This is a genomic window from Nocardia sp. NPDC056000 (genome assembly GCF_042269265.1).
Lineage (GTDB): Bacteria > Actinomycetota > Actinomycetes > Mycobacteriales > Mycobacteriaceae > Nocardia.
Window position 1 is genome coordinate 240,612 of record NZ_JBHJXS010000004.1, and the last position, 16,804, is coordinate 257,415.

Sequence of the window (16,804 nt, forward strand, 5' to 3'; positions counted from 1 at the left end):
AGGTCGCCGCCGTTCCGCTCGATCACCCATGCCGAACCGTATGGATTGCTTCATCAACCGTATGGACCCCGAGCGGACCGGCCTACGACCCCAGCCGCCAGGATGTTGACGATTGGCGACACCGCAACGGCCACAACGGATATGCGGCCCTGAGGTCGAGATCGACCTCAGGGCATCGGTCTATTTCCCCGGGTAAGGGGAAGTGATCGTGGTGAAGTATTGCGCGGCGGCGAGGATCGCGGTGGGGGCTGTGACGAAGAGTTGGCCGGCGAGGGTGCCGAGGAAGCCGATGGCGGCGGTGCCCGCGATGCAGCCGACGAGAGCGCCGGGGAGGGCCCCGAACATGGCGGTGAGAGCGCCGGTGAGGGTGGCCCCCGCCGCGCCGCCGATGAGGCAGCCGATGGCGGCGCCGCCGATGCCGCCCACCAGAGTGCCGATCGTGGCGCCCATGCTGATGGTGCTGGTCATGCGGCTCCAGGCGGCCTGTTCACGGTCGTACTCGGATTTCCACGGCGCGGAGTTCTCGAAGGGCAGAGCGACCGGGCGGTAGACCGCGTGTGCCAGGTCGAACTGTGGTGTCAGGGTGGCTGTGCGGTCGGTGACCTGCGCGGCTATGGGAAAGACGAAATCGTCTACACGGAAGGCTAGTTCGGTGCCGCCCAGTACGGTGCCGTCGGTCGCTCTGATCGTGAAGGTGCCGTTGTCGGCGCTCAATGAACCGCCGTCGGTGCGAATGGTCGTGCTCGTGTCGCTGACGGTCGCGGTGTAGTTGACCGGCGATTCGGCGGTTGCGGGGGTGGCATTGACCGTCGCGGCGGTGACGCAGGCGGCGGTCAGCAGTAGTGCTGTGGACAGCACGGGACGGTGGGCGGAATATCCCATCGATGTACCTCGAATTCCTCATCGGGTGTGGTGGATTGCGCACGGGTGACCGCATCGGACTTGGCTCGCTGGCCATTCGGTCGAACCCCGGCGGTGGGCGAGCCTACGGGTTTACAAGCATAATGACAATCGTTATCATTAGCGGCCTGACGCCAGGGTGAGGGAGACCGAGTGGGACATCTGCTGATGATCGAGAGTTGGGTCGGATCGATGAGTACGCTGCTGCCGCAGGCGATTCGCGAGCGTGGAGATCGGTTCAGCTTTCTGACCCGCGACCTGCAGCACTACCTGCGAGCGGCGCCGAATACGGGGCATCCACTGCTCGGAGCCGCGAATATCGTTGCGGCCGAGACGAATGACGAGGTGGCGCTGCTGCCGTGGGTGCGGCGGCTGCACGATGCGCTGGAGTTCGACGGCGTGGTGTCCTCCTGTGACTACTACCTGCCGACGGTGGCCGCGGTTGCCGCGGAACTGGGATTACCCGGGGCGAGCAGGGAAGCCATGGCGGCGGCCTGCGACAAAGCGCGTACGCGCCGAATCTGCGGTGCCGCAGGGGTTCCCGGTCCCGAGTTCACGCTCGGAAGCGACCCCGCCGACCTGGTCGAGGCCGCCGAGCGAATCGGCTATCCGGTGGTGGTGAAACCGGTCGATCTGTGCGGTGGCATGTTCGTGCGCCGCGTGCACACCGCCGACGAGTTGCGCGCGGCGGTCGCGGAGATCGCCGGATTTCCGGTGAACGCCCGTGGGCAGTCCCGCGCCGCCCAGGTGCTGGTGGAGGAGTGTCTCAACGGACCCGAATTCAGCGTGGAGACAGTCACTTTCGGTGGCGAAACCGCGGTTATCGGAATCACCGACAAGCAGGTGATCGGTGCGCCGTTCTTCATCGAGGCCGGACATATGTTCCCGGCGGCTCTCGAGCCCGACTTGGCGACTCGGATCGGCGATGTAGCCTGCGCTGCCATTGCCGCTCTGGGACTGGACAATACGGTGGCGCACACCGAGATCAAGCTGACCGCGAGCGGTCCGCGACTGGTCGAGGTGAACCCGCGGCCGGCGGGCAATCGCGTCACCGAACTGGTGCGCCGGGTGACCGGCATCGACCTGGCCGCGGTCTGCGCGGACCTGGCCCTGGGCCGCGAACCGGAGTTGAGCGCACGGCCCACCGGAGTGGGCAGTGCCGCAATAGCTTTCCTCGTTCCGCAGGAAAGCGGTGTGCTCGACGGCATCACCGGCGCGCAGGACTGGCCGCTGGACCCGCGGATCGTGGACTACGACATCGCCATGCCGGGCAAGCGAGTCGAGGCCGCGCACAACAACAACGGCTACCTCGCGCACGTCATGGTCGTTGACGAAAAGCGCGGGGCGGCAGGGGACTATGCGCGAACACTGATCGATTCGCTCCGGGTCGGATACGACCGGGTCGAGGTTTCGCGATGATCGACCGCACGGTCACCGAACTCGCCACCGGCGTCGATACGCACAGTCGGCCATACTCGGTGCCGGAGTTGATCTCCTGGGTTCGGCAGGGGCGAGTGGGTCCCGATCCCGCCGCGGTCACCGTGGCAAGCGCCTTCATCACCCTGCACAGCACCCGTCACCTGGGCCGGAATCAGAAGTACCGCAATGAAATTCTGAGTCTGCGCGTCGGCGCGGGTGTCGGCTCGTGCGCCTTCGAACCCGGCGAGCGCGCCGATCACACGGACGCGGTTGAGGACTGCGTCGGGTCGAGCATCGCCGAACTGCTGGACCATCCGAGCCGTACCGTGCGGATCGCCGCGTTGGACGCTTACCTCGCACACGCTCGCCCGCACCCCGACGCCGGGGGAGTGCGAGGTGAATCGCAGCTGGTGGCCGGAGTGTCATCACTCGAGAAGTCTCAGCATCGTGCCGCCGGTGTGATCGACCTGCTGCCCGCGCGAACACGCACGGTACTGGTGATCGGTGTGGTGAATTCCCTTCTGGCACAGTTGCGCGAGCGCGGAATCGACTACATCCCGTGCGATTTGGCGGGCGGGGTCACCGAATGGGATGAACCGGTGCTCACCCGACCCGATGCCGCCACCACGCCCTACGACGCACTGCTCGTCACCGGGATGTGCCTGGGTAACAACAGTTTCGACGACCTCCTGGAACAGGCACGCCGACGGGCCATTCCGATGGTCATGTTCGCCCAGACCGGCAGCGCGGTGCTGCCCTGGTTCCTCGGCGCACCCGGATTGACCGCGGTGGCGGCCGAACCCTACCCGTTCTTCTCCCTCGACGGCGGTCCCAGCACGCACTATCACTACCGTGGCGGGGAGTTCTGATGTCGTGGACCGCATCCGGTGAGCGGGGGTTGCTGCCGCTGATCGGTGATACGCCACTGGCGTGGATACCCGCTGACGCGCACGGCCACACCGGCTTCCACGCCAAGATCGAATCCGCCGGGATCGGCGGTATGAAGGCCCGCGCGGCCGTCGCCATGCTCGCCGGTGCGACCGCGCGCGGCGAACTCACACCCGGCGCACCGGTGGTCGAATCCACCAGCGGCACACTGGGTGTGGGCCTCGCCCTGGCCGCTCGGGCACTCGGGCACCCGGTGATCCTGGTCGTGGACAACGAGATCGAATCCGATATGCGTGCCCTGTTCACCGCCTTCGGGGTTCGCCTCGAGGTGGTCGAACACCAGCATCCCGAGGGCGGCTGGCAGCAGGCGCGCCTGGACCGGCTGGCGCAGGTCCTGGCTGCCGTGCCGGGCGCGTACTGGCCCGATCAGTACAACAATCCCGACAACGCCGCGGGCTACGCGGAGATGGCGCGCGAGATCACTGACCAGCTAGATCGCGTGGATGTACTGGTGGCGACCGTCGGATCCGGCGGGCACTGTGCGGGACTCACGCGCGTACTGCGCCGACGCTGGCCCGAACTGCGGGTCATCGGCGTCGATTCGGTCGGGTCGCGAATCTTCGGCCAGCCCGCCCGCCAGCGCGTCATGCGCGGACTGGGCAGCAGCATCCTGCCGCGCAATGTGGTGTATCCGGACTATGACGAGGTGCACTGGGTGGGTCCGGTCGAAGCGGTCGCGTCCTGCCGCGCGGTCGCCGCGCGCACCTGTCTCGCGGGTGGCTGGAGCACCGGCGCGGCGGCTTTGGTCGCAGGATGGGCGGCGCGCCGCGAACCCGGCGCTCGGGTGCTGACCGTGTTCCCGGATGGCCCGCACCGCTACCTGCGCACCATCTATGACGACGAATGGTGCACCACGCGTGGGCTTTTCGCTCCTGCCGCGATGCGGCCGGTGGAAATCGCGGATCCCGGGCAGGTCGAGGTCAGCGGCTGGGCGCGCTGTCGTATGGTCCGCGATCCGGCCGCGGCGGTGCCGGTATGAGGCTGGATCATCGGGTGCGGCGGCTCACCCTGGCGGAGCCGCTGCGCATTTCGCGCGCGGCGATGAGTGAACGCGACGCGGTGTGGGTGCGGTTGTCGCACAACGATATCCACGGTCGTGGTGAAGTAGTGACCAGCCCTCGGCTGGCCTTGGATGTTCCGGCGATCGAGCAGTCGCTGCGGACCGTCACCGCCTGGATCGGGGCCGAACCGCACCCGGGCGGGCTGCGCGAGCGATTGCCCGAACTGCGGAAACGGCTGGCGCATGCGCTGCCGGTCGCAGCCGCCGTCGACGCGGCGGTGCACGACTGGCTCGCCATCGAGGCGGGAATGTCGCTGTACGAAGTGCTGGGTACGCCGCGGTGGGATCGGGTGCCGACGGCCTACACCATCGGCATCGTTGCCGCCGGGGAGGCGGCGCGGACCGCGGAACGGTTGGCGCACAAGGGATTCACCACTCTCAAAGTCAAGCTCGGCGCGGGTGACCCGGCCGAGGATATCGAGCGAGTCGCCGCGATCCGCGCGGTCGCGCCGGAGTCCGAGCTGCTGCTCGACCCCAATGGTGCCTGGGATGCCGATACCGCGATCGCTGTCCTGAGCGAACTCACCGAGTTCGGCATCGCCGCGGTAGAACAGCCGGTCCCCGCCGGTCGCCCCGATCAGCTTGCCGCAGTGGCGAAATCGGTGCCCATCCCGATCATCGCGGATGAGGACGCCGGGACCAGGACCGATCTGGATGCCCTGCCCGATGGTCTGGGCGGCATCAATATCAAGCTCGCCGAATGCGGCGGACTGGACGCGGCGCTATCGATGATCGAGTGGGCGCGCGGGCACGGTGTCGAGGTGATGCTCGGTTGCCAAGCCTCGACCTCCCTGAGCATCGCCGCCGCGGCGCATCTGAGCGCGGCGGCGCGATGGATCGACCTGGACGGGCACCTGCTCCTGGCCCGGGACCCGTGGCAGGGCCTCGGCGGAGAGGACGGTTACCTGCACCGCCCGTCCGACCCCGGACTCGGCATCCGGTACCGAGGCGACTCGTGAACACCCTGCGCCTGTTCCGGTCCTTCCCGCTCTCGGTGCGACTGCTGCTGGTGAACCAGTTGGCGGGCAATACCGGGTTCTACATGCTCATGCCCTTCCTGGCCGGATACCTGCTGACCGATGTGCGGTTGTCCGCGGCGGTGGTGGGTGTGGTGCTCGGGGTACGCAATCTCAGCCAGCAGGGCCTGTTCCTGGTGGGTGGAGCGATCTCGGACCGACTGGGTGCGCGCGGGGTGATCATCGTGGGCGCGGCCATCCGCGCTCTCGGATTCGCGCTGTTCGCCGTCGGCGGATCGCTGGCGGTGGTGCTGCTCGCCTCGGTGCTGACCGGGTTCGCCGGGGCGCTGTTCAATCCGGCCGTGCGGGCCTATATCGCCCGCGACAGCGCCGAGCGTTCCGCCTCGGCCTTCGCGCTGTTCAACGTCTTCGGCAATGTCGGATCGGCGCTGGGTCCGCTGGCCGGAACTGTCCTGGTGGCCATGGGTTTCCGGCTCACCGCAGGGGTGGCGGCGGGCATTTTCCTCGCGCTCACCATGGCCCAGTTGGTGCTACTCCCGGCCCGCCTGGTACCCCGTGCCGATCACGGCGTCCTGCGCGACTTCCGAAATCTACTCGCCCACACAGCTTTCTGGGGCTTCGCGGCGGCGCTGGCGGGCATGTTCGCATTGCAGAGCCAGAGCTATTTCATCCTGACACTGCAGGCGCGCGAGGTGGCCGGTCCACACGCGACCGCGGCGGTCGCCGCATTGTTCCTGGTCGATACCGCGGTGATCCTGCTCCTGCAGGTTCGGATCACCCAGCGCATCGCCGGTGGTGAACGCGGACCCGCGATGGCTACCGGAATGGCCGTCATGGGCGCGGCTTTCGTGATTCCACCGCTTTCCGCACCGTTGCTCGACTCCGAGGCCGGAGGCGGAATCGTCGGCGTCACGCTGCGAATGACGCCGATCCTCGCGGCCGTGGTCGTACTCACGATCGGCGTGATGATCGTGCAGCCCTTCGTCAACGAACTGATCGCCGCTTTCGGCGGCGAGCGCCTCACCGGAACCTACTTCGGCGCTTTCTATCTCATATCCGGCGTGTACACCGTCTGCCTGACCTCACTGGTCGGTGTGGCGGTCGATCACAGCGGAGGACCGCTCGCATGGTGGCCCGCCGTGCTGTGCGCCGGAACCGGATTCGCCGCCGCTCTCGCGGTGACCGCCCTCTATCGCGGCGGCCACCTACCCGAAACCGCCTCGGCCGCCGCGTCTGTCGCGGACGAGGCACTCCCCGAACCCGAAAACCGAGGCTCCCGATGACCAGTCCCATCGCCGGGCCGGTGCTCGCCACCGAGAACCTGCTCACCGACAATCCGGCCCTGTACGAACGAACTTTCCCCGACACCGGCGAGCGCAATGCGCGCTTCGTCCACGATCTGGTCACCGAATTCGGCGACGGCTCCGGAACCGCCGCGCCGCGAGTGCTCGATATCGGATCCGGCACCGGTCGTGATGCGGCGCGTCTGGCCGAATTGGGTTACGCGGTGTCGGCGGTGGATATTTCGCCGCGCATGGCCGACTACGCACGCACGAAATACCCCGGCATCGACTTCCGGGTGGGCGATGCTCGCCTGGTGGAGACTCCCGCGCCGGTCGATGTCCTCACCTGCCTGGGCAGCACACTGCTGCACCTGCATTCCAGTGTCGACGTGGCCGCCGCGCTCAGCCGTTTCGCGCACTGCCTGCGGCCGGGCGGATTGCTGATACTCGAAATGCGCAATGGCGCTTTCCTGCTCACCGATCGCGGGCGGCGCGAGCTGCTGGACACCGTATCGGTACGTGAAATCGATTGGGAGGGAGTGGCTTACACCTCCCGAACCACGCTGTCGCTCGACCTGCCCGCCCAGCTGCTGCGGCGGCGACGGGAATGGACCTGGGCCGGAGGCGGTCCCGTATCCCAGGACACCGCGTGGCGATTGCTGTTCCCCGAGGAATTGCGATATCTATTGCACAGCAGCGGATTCGAGACGCTCGAGCTATTCGATGCCCCCGGCCCGCTCACCGAACCCGCCTGGCCCGGTGACGGCGCGCGCCGCACCGATCTGACCGGTGATCGCCTGCATGTGGTGGCTCGCCGCCCGGATCGATCCGGGACACGGTGAACGGACCGGCCCGGATCGGCGTGGGCAGCGCCTTCGGCAGCTGTGGTGAACTGCTGCAGGGCGTGACCGCCACCGACAATCGCGACTTCCTGGTCACACTGCCCATTCGGCAGGGATCGGTCGCGGTCTTCGAACCCCTAGCGGCCCAAGCGAATATCGAGACCATCCCACCGCACAAGACCAAATCGCGCACCCTGGCCGAACTGATGCTGGAACGCTCCGGCAGCCGATGCGGCGGGCGCTTGACCATCGTCAGCGAACTCGCCGAAGGCAAGGGCCTGGCCAGCTCGACCGCCGATCTGGTTGCCACCGCGCGCGCCATCGCGGACGCGGCGGGTCGCCGCATCGGGGCCGCCGATATCGAGGACCTGCTGCGCAGCATCGAACCGTCGGACGGGGTCATGTATCCCGGCGCGGTGGCGTTCTATCACCGCGAGGTGCGCCTGCTGACCCGCCTGCCCCAGCTACCGCCGCTGACCGTGGTGCTCGCCGATGAAGGTGGCCAACTCGACACCATCGAATTCAACCGGCACGCCAAGCCTTTCACCTCCGCGGACAAGCGTGAGTACTCGCGTCTGCTCACCGCCCTCGCCGAAGCGGTGGCACGGCGCGATCACCGAGGCATCGGCGAGGTCGCCACCCGCAGCGCGCTGATGAACTCGGTGCTGCGCGAACGCCCGCACCTGGATATGGCGCGCACCGCGGCCCGGCGCATGGGCGCGCTGGGAGTGGTGATCGCGCACAGCGGTACCACCACCGGCATTCTGCTCGCCGACGACGACCGGACTATCGAGGCAAACTCGCCGAGGCACAGCGTATTTCCGCCGACTACGCGACCACGGTGAGTGTGCACCGCAGCTGGCGGCCCGGCCCGCCGGACTTCGCGGGGGTGCGCGCCCGATGATCAGCGCCCACGAGGTGAGCTTCGGCTATGACGGATCGTTCGCACTGTCGGGGGTCGGACTGGTCGCGGAGACCGGATCGACCGTCGGGTTGATCGGGCCCAACGGCTCCGGGAAATCGACCCTGCTGCGGGTGATCTACCGCGCCCTGCGGCCTCGCACCGGAACCGTCCTCATCGACGGGACGCCGGTATCGGATTTGCGCGGTAGGCAACTCGCCGCGCGGTTGGCCGTCGTCACCCAGGAGAACCACGTGCAGACTCCGCTCACCGTGACCGACATGGTCATGCTCGGGCGTGCGCCCTGGGCGGGACCGGTACGCGGCTACTCCCAGGCCGATCACCAGGTCGCGGCGGCGGCCCTGCACCGGGTCGGTGCGCGTGAGCTCGCCGAGCGCGCCTTCGCCACCCTGTCCGGCGGGGAACGTCAACGCGTGCTCATCGCCCGTGCTCTGGCACAGCAGGCGGATCACCTACTCCTGGACGAGCCGACCAACCACCTCGATATCCACTATCAGCACGAATTGCTCAGTCTGCTCGCCGAACTCGCCGCCACCACCGTGATCGTCCTGCACGATCTGAACCTCGCCGCCCGCTATTGCGACCGCATTGTCCTGCTCGACAGCGGGCGCGTGGTGGCAGCCGGAGCGGTGGACGATGTGCTGACCCCGCGGATACTCGAGCCCGTCTACGGCGTTCGGGTACAGCGTTGCTCGGCCTTCGGCGCGACCCAGCTCCTCTTCGGTCCGAGCGACCGGGACGATGCCCGCAGCGATGAGTCGCCGGGCGAGGACAGTTCGGCACCGGTCGATCACGCGAATGCAACTGCGGGACAGCAGGTGTCGTGATGACCCTCACGCAGTCGGCGGCCCACGCGCCGCCGGATGACCTCGGGCATGCACGCCGCCGCTGGATCACCGCAGCCTGGATCGCCGGGTTGACGGCCGCACTCTTGGCCGTGGTGGTGTGCGCCTGCGGTATCGGACCCGTGGCGGTGCCCCCGTCGACCGTGGCGCGCATTGTCGGCCATCACACCTTCGGCCTTGCGGCCGTGGGGGATTGGACGGCGGCTCAGGACGCCATCGTCTGGCGGGTACGGGTACCCCGGGTGCTGCTGGGCGCGCTCGTGGGTGCCGGGCTCGCCGTCAGCGGTGCGGTCCTACAGACCGTGGTGCGAAATGTGCTGGCGGATCCGCACATTCTCGGGGTCACCTCGGGAGCCTCGACCGGTGCGGCGCTCTCGCTGCTGTTCGGCGTGGGCGTGGGCGGGATGCTCGCCGCGAGCGCCTTCGCCGGTGCGCTCTGTGCGACCGCGCTGCTGTTCGCGGTGGCCCGCAGCAATGGGCAATTGACCTCGCTGCGCCTGCTGCTGGGCGGGGTGACCATCGGCTACATCTTCTCGGCCGCGACCAGCTTTCTGATTTTCGCCTCCGATTCGCCGGAAGGCGCTCGCGCGGTGCTGTTCTGGCTGCTCGGCTCCCTCGGATCGGCGGCCTGGCCCGCCGTCGTGGCCACGGCGGCGGCGGTGTGCGGCTGCACCCTCGTGCTGTTCCTCATGGCCACCCGATTCGACGCGCTCGCCGTGGGCGATGACACCGCCCGGACCCTCGGCTTCGCGCCGACCCGGTGGCGGGTCGCGGCACTGGCGGTGGTGTCGCTGTGTATCGGCGCGGTGGTCGCGGTCGCCGGTGCCATCGGTTTCGTCGGCCTGATCGTGCCGCACGCGGCGCGACTCGCGGCTGGGAGCGCGCACCGGCGGCTGATTCCGGTGTCCGCCCTGCTGGGTGCGATCTTCCTGGTCATCGCCGACGTCGTGGCGCGAACCGCGTTCGCGCCCAGGGAAATACCGCTGGGCATCGTGACCGCGGTCGTCGGCGCACCGCTACTGCTGGTCCTGGTCCGGCGCTTCCGCGAGCCGGTTGCCTGAACCATTCGAACTACCCGATAGGAAACCTGCAATCATGTCTGTCTCCACCCCGCTCGGCCGGGCGCTGTCGATCATTCCGGTCGCGCTCGCGGCGGTGCTCGCCCTGACCTCGTGCGGCGCACCGGCATCGGAGAACGCGCAGCCCTCCGACGGTGGGTTCCCGCTCACCATCTCCAGTTGCGGCCGGGACGTACGTTTCGAACGCCCGCCGGCCCGCGTGGTCACCGTCGGCTCGATCGCCGCGCCGCTCATCGCCGCCGCCGGGGCCGCCGACCGCATCGTCACCCGGACCTTCGAGACCGCGCCGTTCCCGGGTGAATACGCGCCCGCGCTCACGCATGCTGAAATGATTACTCCTACAGCCGATCTCGCGCGCGAGCAGATCATCGCCCGTACTCCTGACCTGGTCGTCAGCTTCGAAGGCGCGGCCATCAAACCCGAGGATCTGTCCACCGCCGGTATCCCGCTGCTGGTGACCCGTGGCTACTGCAAGAACGCCGCCGGTACTTACGACGACATCTTCGCCGACATCGCGCTGTACGGAAGGCTTTTCGGCACCGCGAAGCAGGCTGACGACACCGTGTCAGCCCTACGCGGCCGCGTCTCCACCGTTGCGGACAAACACCGCCCCGGCACCCCCACCCGGCCCGCCGCCGCGCTCATCCTCTCCCGCGACGGCGCGACGCTGAGCGCCTACGGCAGCACCAGCACCGTGCACACCCAGATGGGAATGCTGGGCCTGGACAACATCTTCGGTGATGTCGCCAAACGCAATTTCGAGGCGAGCACCGAAACCCTCATCGCCCGCAACCCCGAGGTGATCATCGCCCTCACCCAGGGCGATCAGACTCCGGACTCGGTGCGTCAGGCCCTGCGCAATCGCCCGGAACTGGCCTCGCTCAGTGCGATTCGCGACGACCGCATCATCGCCGTCCCGTTCGGCTACACCGGCCCCGGCCCGGTCGCCGTGGAAGGGCTCGAAGTGCTGTCGGCCAAGCTCGGAGCTCTGCGATGAGCGACTACCTCATCCGTGCGGCCCTGCCGAAGGACATGCCCGGCGCGCGCAGCGTCATGCTCGACACCTTCTACACCGACCTCGGCTACGGCTACCTACCCGAACACCACGACGACGTCATCGATCCCGCCCGTGTGTACCTAAGCCATCCGCATCAGCGACTCTGGATAGCCGAGCACGACGGCCGAGTGGTCGCCACCACGGCCATTCGCGCCCGTGGGCCGCGCACACCCCCGCATCCGGCCTGGCTCACCGCCCGCTATCCGGACCACACCACAGCGCAGCTCTTTCGCGTCTATGTTCGCCCGGACCATCGCCGCCACGGCCTCGCTACCGAACTGGTCCACCGTGCTATCGAGTTCGTGCGCGGAACCGAGGTGTTCGACCGCCTCTACCTGCACACGGACGCGAATTCGCCAGGCGCGCTGGACTTCTGGACGTCTCTGGGCACCATCGTCCTCGACGACCGTGATCCGCGTCGTCAATTCCAGACTGTCCACCTGGAGATCCCGCTGCGTTGATTTCTCGGCTGTTAATAGCGAACGAACGACGTATTTGATATTAGCCTGATGATTGCTGGCGTTGGAGCGAATCCACTATGTCCGGAGGTAATCGCGTGGAGATAACCGACGACCTTGCCCGCGATGCGTACCTGTACGGGTACTCGATCGACGAGGCCTACAAGTTCCTCTACGAGACGACAATCGCGCCCGGCACGCCGCTCAACGAGTTCCAGTTGCTGCGCGATCTGGCTGATGACACCTATACCGCGCATCCGACCATCAACAATGACACCCTGCACCTGCAAGGGTGGTTCGATGTGGGCGCGGAACCGGTCGTGGTCACCATTCCGGACTTCGATCCCGGCCGCTATTGGATCCTGCACACCATGGATCTGGGGCATTACACCAACGCCATGATCGGATCCCGCACTCGTGGCACGAAAGGCGGGCGGTTCCTGTTCGCGGGTAGCGCCTGGGACGGCGCGGAGCCCGAGGGCATTGAACAGGTTGTGCGCTCGGAATCGGACCTGATCAAGGTCATGGGTCGCATCATGACCGTCGGCAGTGACGACCTCGCCGCTGCCCGCGCGCTGCAAGACCGGTGGACCATCCAGACTCTGTCGGAGTTTCTGGGCGGCTCTCGACCGGACCCCATCGTGCGCGAATATCCCGATCCCGACTCGACCACATGGCTCGAACGCGTCTGCTTCGCGCTGTCGCTCGGTGCCATGGCCACCGCCGATGCCGACTGGCTGGCACGGTATCGCGATATCGGATTAGCGCCCGGCGCAACCGATTTCACCGCAGAACAGCGCGCCGCCGCCGAAACCGGCGAGCGCCTGGGCCTGGCCCGCATTCGTGAGCTGGCACCCCGGATGACCGACAGCGAACAGCTCCTGGGCACCCGCGCGGATCTGCAGAACACCCCCCGGGAGACTTTCGCCATCGGTACCTTCCTCGGCCAATGGGGACTTCCCCCGGTCGAATCGGTATATCTGAAGATCGACACCGGCACCGACGGACTGCCCATCAACGGCTCCGGAGGCAAGACCTATCGCGCGCGGTTCCTGCCGCCGCCGGTCAGCGAATTCTGGTCGTTCACCGTTTACGGCAGTGATAACCGGCTCATGGCCCACAACGACATCAACCGCCACAGCCGAGGCGACCGTACCCTCTCACCCGACTCCGAGGGCTATTACACCCTCGAACTCGGCTCGGACGCCTCGGCGCACTTCGATGACCCCAACTACCTGCCCATCCCCGAGAAGGACTGCTACCTCATCCTGCGCATGTACGGCCCGAGCCAAGCCGTCCGCGATGGCGACTATCAGGTCCCGGAGTTCACGCCGTAGCCACTGCGGGACGGAATAGCGAGAATCAGCCCACCGGTTGCGGGCTTGCATCCATCGCCCTATCCAATGTCAGGGCCGCGTCGATGAGGGACAGGTGGGTGAAAGCCTGGGGGAAGTTGCCCAGTTGCTCTCCGGTGAGGGCGATTTCCTCCGCGTACAGCCCGAGGTGGTTGGCGTAGGTGAGCATTTTCTCGAAGACCACGCGGGCTTGGATGAGGTTGCCCGCGCGGGCCAGGGCGTTGACGTAGTCGAAGGTGCACAGCGAGAAGGTGCCCTCCGAGCCCGCGAGCCCGTCGGGGGAGGCGCTGGGGTCGTAGCGGTGCACCAGGCTGTCGGTGACCAGTTCGCGGCGGATGCCCGAGAGGGTGGACAGCCACATGGGGTCGCGGGGTGCGATGAAACCGACCTGGGCCATGCGCAAGAGCGCGGCGTCGAGGACCTCGGAGTCGTAGCGTTGGACGAAGGCGTGGCGGTGTTCGTTCCAGCCGCGATCCCATATCTGTTCATCGATGCGGTTGCGCTGTTCGCGCCAGGAGTCGATGGGGCCGGGGAGGCTGTGGCGTTCGGCCAGGCGGATGCCGCGGTCGAAGGCGACCCAGCTCATCAGGCGGCCGTAGGTGAAATCGGCTCTGCCGCCGCGGGTTTCCCAGATGCCTTCCTCTGGCTGATCCCAATTGTCGACCAGCCAATCCAGTAGTTCGGTGACGCGCTGCCAGCCCTGATGGCCGATCCGCAACCCGCGCCGGTCGGCGGCGTCGATGCTGTCCAGCAGTTCGCCGTAGATATCGAGTTGGAGCTGCCCCGAGGCGTCATTGCCGATACGGACCGGGCGCGAGCCGCGATAGCCCTCCCAATGCGCGAGGGTCTCCTCTTTCAAATCCGCCGAACCATCGACCCGGTACATGATTTCCAGGCGGCTGTCCTTGTTCTGATAGCGCCCGCGCAGCCAGGTGGCGTAGTCGGTGGCCTCAACGGTGAAGCCCAGCCCCAGCAGTGCCGAGACCGAGAATGAGGCATCCCGTATCCACGTGTATCGGTAGTCCCAATTGCGTTCGCCGCCAAGCTGTTCCGGTAGCCCGGCGGTCGGGGCTGCGACGATCGCACCGGTCGGGGCGTAGGTCAGCAGCTTGAGCGTGATCGCGGAGCGGTGCACGATCTCGCGCCACCGGCCGCGATAGGTCGAATGCGATACCCAGGTGTGCCAGAAGCGGACCACATCGTCGAACATCCGCTCCACCTCCGCGACGCGAATCGGTTGTGGTCTGCGCGCGACACCGGATTCGAGCACGAACCCGCGCACCTGCCCGGCCCGCAACGGCAGCAGACCGTGCAGCGCGTTGTCCTCGGAGATCTGCACCTGCGCCAGCCGCGGGTCCTCGGGTTCGCGCACCGCATGCAGGGTCAGGGCGGTGTCACCGGCATCGAAAACCGCTCCGTCCGGGGTGATCTGGGTGGCGTGGGAGCGCCGCCCGTAGTCGAAGCGCGGGGCGACGTCGATCTCGAAGGTGATGCGTCCGCGCACGCACCGCAGCATGCGGACGATGCGATGGGTCTCGGTGCTGTCGCGGCCCGCGGGCGGCATGAAGTCGATCACCTCGCCGGTGCCGATATCGGTCATGAAGCGGGTGATCAGAATGGCGGTATCCGGGAAGTACATCTGCTGGGTGCGAAAAGGCCGCTGTGCGGGCCGGATCCGGCAGTGGCCGCCGCGCTGCTGATCCAGCAGCGATCCGAACACGCTCGGGGAATCGAAACGGGGGCAGCAGAACCAGTCGATGGTGCCGTCGGTGGAGACCAGCGCGGCGGTGTGCAGATCGCCGATCAGGCCGTGGTCGGCGATGGCGGGGTAGCGGGTCATGATTCGGCTCCTCGGGTGAATTATGTTGTCGATACCGGGGTTCGATCAGTCGGTACGGATTGCGCGAGGGTCTCCAGGACCATGAGCGAGAGTCCCGCGATCGCCACGATCCCCACCACGACCATGGCGGTGGGATAGGGCCAGAACAGCACTGCCAGCGCCGCGACGGTGAGCACGCCGATGCGCAGGGGGATTCGCCGACGTTCGGCGAATCGCGCTGCGGCGGTGGGCTTGCGGTCTTGTCCGCGTCTCGTCAGCGCGGTGACGAGTCGCCGGAAGTCGGCGCGGGCCGTGCGCGCCGATGGTGATGGACCGGCCAGATAGGCACCCAGCGCGGTGCACAGGCACAGGGTCGCGACCGCGCGCATGCTGGTGCGCAGGGGAGCGACCACGGTGTCGAACATGGCGCGGGCCGCATCGGGGGAGACGGTGTCCGGCGGTATCGCCTCGAGGTACAGGCCCCGGACGATGACCAGCCCGATCCCGAGCATCACCATGGAAAACGCGCCGGTGAGCCCGGCCAAGGCGAGGCCCCGGAGTCGAAATCCCCTCGGCGACAGCCAGATAGCGGCGATGAGGCCGCCCGCGGCGATCAACGGCAGGATGGTCGCGGCGCGGTCGAGGAAGCGCACGATGCGCTGCGCCTTGGGCAACTGGGTGTCCTCGAACAGCACGAACCGCGCATCGACATCGGGAATGCGATCGGCGAAAGTGAACCCGCGCTCATCGAGCCGCTCGCGCACCGTCGCCAGAATCGGTTGCAGCGCAATGCTTACCGTGCCATCCGCATCGACCTGCACCCCCGGTCGGGTATCCCCGGTGACGATGCCGACCAGCGCCTCGTGCGCCAGCCGATTCGCCGCGGTCCACGCCTGCGCGAATTCATCACTGCCGACCACCGAGGCGGCGGTCTGGTGAATGAACGACTGGGCCTGCGAAGCCACCAGCGTCGGCAGGTTGTTCAACGCCGCCGCTATACGCGGGCGATCGGTCACCTGTCCGGCATTGTCGGTCAACGCCGTGATCGCCTGGGTGGTCATCCCCGCGATATCCACATGCGTCACAATCGATTCCGTGAGCCGGTCCGCCAGCTCACGCTGAATCGCCGGATCCGACGCCAACGGTGCGACGGTGGCGACATAGCGATCGGTATCGAAGATCTCGCTGCGGGCGAAGCGGGCGGTCACGGTGCCCAGCAGCACGATCGCGGTGAGCGTCAACAGGATTCCGACCGCGCTCCAGCGCAGCAGTTGCCCGCCGCTGTGCGATTCGGCGGCGACCGCGGCGCGCAATCGATCCAGTTCGGCGCGTTCCTCACCCGAGAGCGGACCGTCGGCGTCCATCAGCCGATGACCATTCGTTTGATGTGGGCGAATTCCTCCGCACTGATAGCGCCTTCATCGAGGAGCTTCTTCGCATCGGACAGCTGCGCGGTGGTGTCCGCGCGGGCAACCTGCCGGATGTAATCGTTCTGCTGTTCCTGGCGTCGAAGGCCCTCCGCGGCCGTTCGCGCCGCCATCGAATTCCCCCGGGTGATCAGGTAGATCAGCGCGGATACGAAGGGGAAGAACAGCAGGAAGAGCACCCAGATGGCTTTCACCCAGCCCGAGACGCCGCTGTCGCGGAACAGGTCCGCCAGGATCGAGAACAGCAGCATGAGATAGGCGAAGAACAGAAAGCTCAGAACGATGAACCACACTATGTCCCAGAACGACATTGCGAAAACCCTTCTGTGCGGCGGACTTTCCCGCGACGGGTGATACAGATTCGACCCTGCGGCGGCCGCCGCGGCATCTCCTCCTACGCAGCGGATGAACTC

General features: G+C 67.3%; 16 protein-coding genes. 12 read left to right on the plus strand and 4 right to left on the minus strand.

Going from position 1 to position 16,804, the window contains the following annotated elements; genetic code table 11:
* Positions 1 to 180: 180 nt before the first annotated feature.
* Complete coding sequence (locus ACFC4D_RS13305; RefSeq protein ID WP_376062997.1) at positions 181 to 882, minus strand: hypothetical protein; 702 nt, start codon at positions 880 to 882, stop codon at positions 181 to 183.
* 171 nt (positions 883 to 1,053) lie between these two features.
* Here ACFC4D_RS13305 and ACFC4D_RS13310 point away from each other — a divergent pair, with 171 nt between their 5' ends.
* The 12 genes from ACFC4D_RS13310 (at position 1,054) to ACFC4D_RS13365 (ending at position 13,127) form a co-directional block, all read left to right on the plus strand.
* Positions 1,054 to 2,319 carry an ATP-grasp domain-containing protein gene (locus tag ACFC4D_RS13310; RefSeq protein ID WP_376062998.1) on the plus strand — a complete coding sequence of 422 codons (1,266 nt, stop codon included), beginning with the start codon at positions 1,054 to 1,056 and terminating at the stop codon, positions 2,317 to 2,319.
* Complete coding sequence (locus ACFC4D_RS13315) at positions 2,316 to 3,188, plus strand: hypothetical protein (protein WP_376063000.1); 873 nt, start codon at positions 2,316 to 2,318, stop codon at positions 3,186 to 3,188. The genes ACFC4D_RS13310 and ACFC4D_RS13315 overlap by 4 nt, the downstream gene beginning before the upstream one ends.
* Positions 3,188 to 4,246 carry a pyridoxal-phosphate dependent enzyme gene (locus ACFC4D_RS13320; protein ID WP_376063002.1) on the plus strand — a complete coding sequence of 353 codons (1,059 nt, stop codon included), beginning with the start codon at positions 3,188 to 3,190 and terminating at the stop codon, positions 4,244 to 4,246. Before ACFC4D_RS13315 ends, ACFC4D_RS13320 begins: the two co-directional genes overlap by 1 nt.
* Complete coding sequence (locus tag ACFC4D_RS13325; RefSeq protein ID WP_376063003.1) at positions 4,243 to 5,286, plus strand: enolase C-terminal domain-like protein; 1,044 nt, start codon at positions 4,243 to 4,245, stop codon at positions 5,284 to 5,286. The genes ACFC4D_RS13320 and ACFC4D_RS13325 overlap by 4 nt, the downstream gene beginning before the upstream one ends.
* Positions 5,283 to 6,587, plus strand: coding sequence for an MFS transporter (locus ACFC4D_RS13330; protein ID WP_376063004.1), 1,305 nt, complete (start codon positions 5,283 to 5,285; stop codon positions 6,585 to 6,587). The genes ACFC4D_RS13325 and ACFC4D_RS13330 overlap by 4 nt, the downstream gene beginning before the upstream one ends.
* Entirely contained in the window at positions 6,584 to 7,429 is an 846-nt protein-coding gene (locus ACFC4D_RS13335) for a class I SAM-dependent methyltransferase (protein ID WP_376063006.1), read from the plus strand. Before ACFC4D_RS13330 ends, ACFC4D_RS13335 begins: the two co-directional genes overlap by 4 nt.
* Complete coding sequence (locus tag ACFC4D_RS13340) at positions 7,426 to 8,274, plus strand: hypothetical protein (RefSeq protein ID WP_376063007.1); 849 nt, start codon at positions 7,426 to 7,428, stop codon at positions 8,272 to 8,274. Before ACFC4D_RS13335 ends, ACFC4D_RS13340 begins: the two co-directional genes overlap by 4 nt.
* A 55-nt stretch (positions 8,275 to 8,329) precedes the next feature.
* Positions 8,330 to 9,178 (plus strand): ABC transporter ATP-binding protein, encoded by an 849-nt coding sequence (locus tag ACFC4D_RS13345; protein WP_376063009.1) that lies wholly within the window; start codon positions 8,330 to 8,332, stop codon positions 9,176 to 9,178.
* Positions 9,178 to 10,257, plus strand: coding sequence for a FecCD family ABC transporter permease (locus ACFC4D_RS13350; RefSeq protein ID WP_376063010.1), 1,080 nt, complete (start codon positions 9,178 to 9,180; stop codon positions 10,255 to 10,257). The genes ACFC4D_RS13345 and ACFC4D_RS13350 overlap by 1 nt, the downstream gene beginning before the upstream one ends.
* A gap of 34 nt (positions 10,258 to 10,291) precedes the next feature.
* Positions 10,292 to 11,272, plus strand: coding sequence for an ABC transporter substrate-binding protein (locus ACFC4D_RS13355; RefSeq protein ID WP_376063011.1), 981 nt, complete (start codon positions 10,292 to 10,294; stop codon positions 11,270 to 11,272).
* Positions 11,269 to 11,793, plus strand: coding sequence for a GNAT family N-acetyltransferase (locus ACFC4D_RS13360; RefSeq protein ID WP_376063012.1), 525 nt, complete (start codon positions 11,269 to 11,271; stop codon positions 11,791 to 11,793). The genes ACFC4D_RS13355 and ACFC4D_RS13360 overlap by 4 nt, the downstream gene beginning before the upstream one ends.
* A gap of 95 nt (positions 11,794 to 11,888) precedes the next feature.
* The gene (locus tag ACFC4D_RS13365) at positions 11,889 to 13,127 is read left to right on the plus strand and encodes a DUF1254 domain-containing protein (RefSeq protein WP_376063013.1); all 1,239 of its coding nucleotides are present in this window, start codon (positions 11,889 to 11,891) and stop codon (positions 13,125 to 13,127) included.
* Positions 13,128 to 13,152: 25 nt separating this feature from the next.
* On the opposite strand, the gene ACFC4D_RS13370 is transcribed toward ACFC4D_RS13365, so the two are convergent.
* From ACFC4D_RS13370 to ACFC4D_RS13380, 3 genes are read right to left on the minus strand one after another with little or no spacing between them, the layout of a single operon-like run.
* Positions 13,153 to 14,985: a glycoside hydrolase family 15 protein gene (locus ACFC4D_RS13370; RefSeq protein WP_376063014.1), complete on the minus strand. Its 1,833-nt coding sequence runs from the start codon at positions 14,983 to 14,985 to the stop codon at positions 13,153 to 13,155.
* 20 nt (positions 14,986 to 15,005) lie between these two features.
* Positions 15,006 to 16,328, minus strand: a complete 1,323-nt coding sequence (locus ACFC4D_RS13375; RefSeq protein WP_376063015.1) for a hypothetical protein — start codon at positions 16,326 to 16,328, stop codon at positions 15,006 to 15,008.
* Complete coding sequence (locus tag ACFC4D_RS13380) at positions 16,328 to 16,702, minus strand: SHOCT domain-containing protein (protein ID WP_376063016.1); 375 nt, start codon at positions 16,700 to 16,702, stop codon at positions 16,328 to 16,330. Before ACFC4D_RS13380 ends, ACFC4D_RS13375 begins: the two co-directional genes overlap by 1 nt.
* Positions 16,703 to 16,804: the final 102 nt, after the last annotated feature.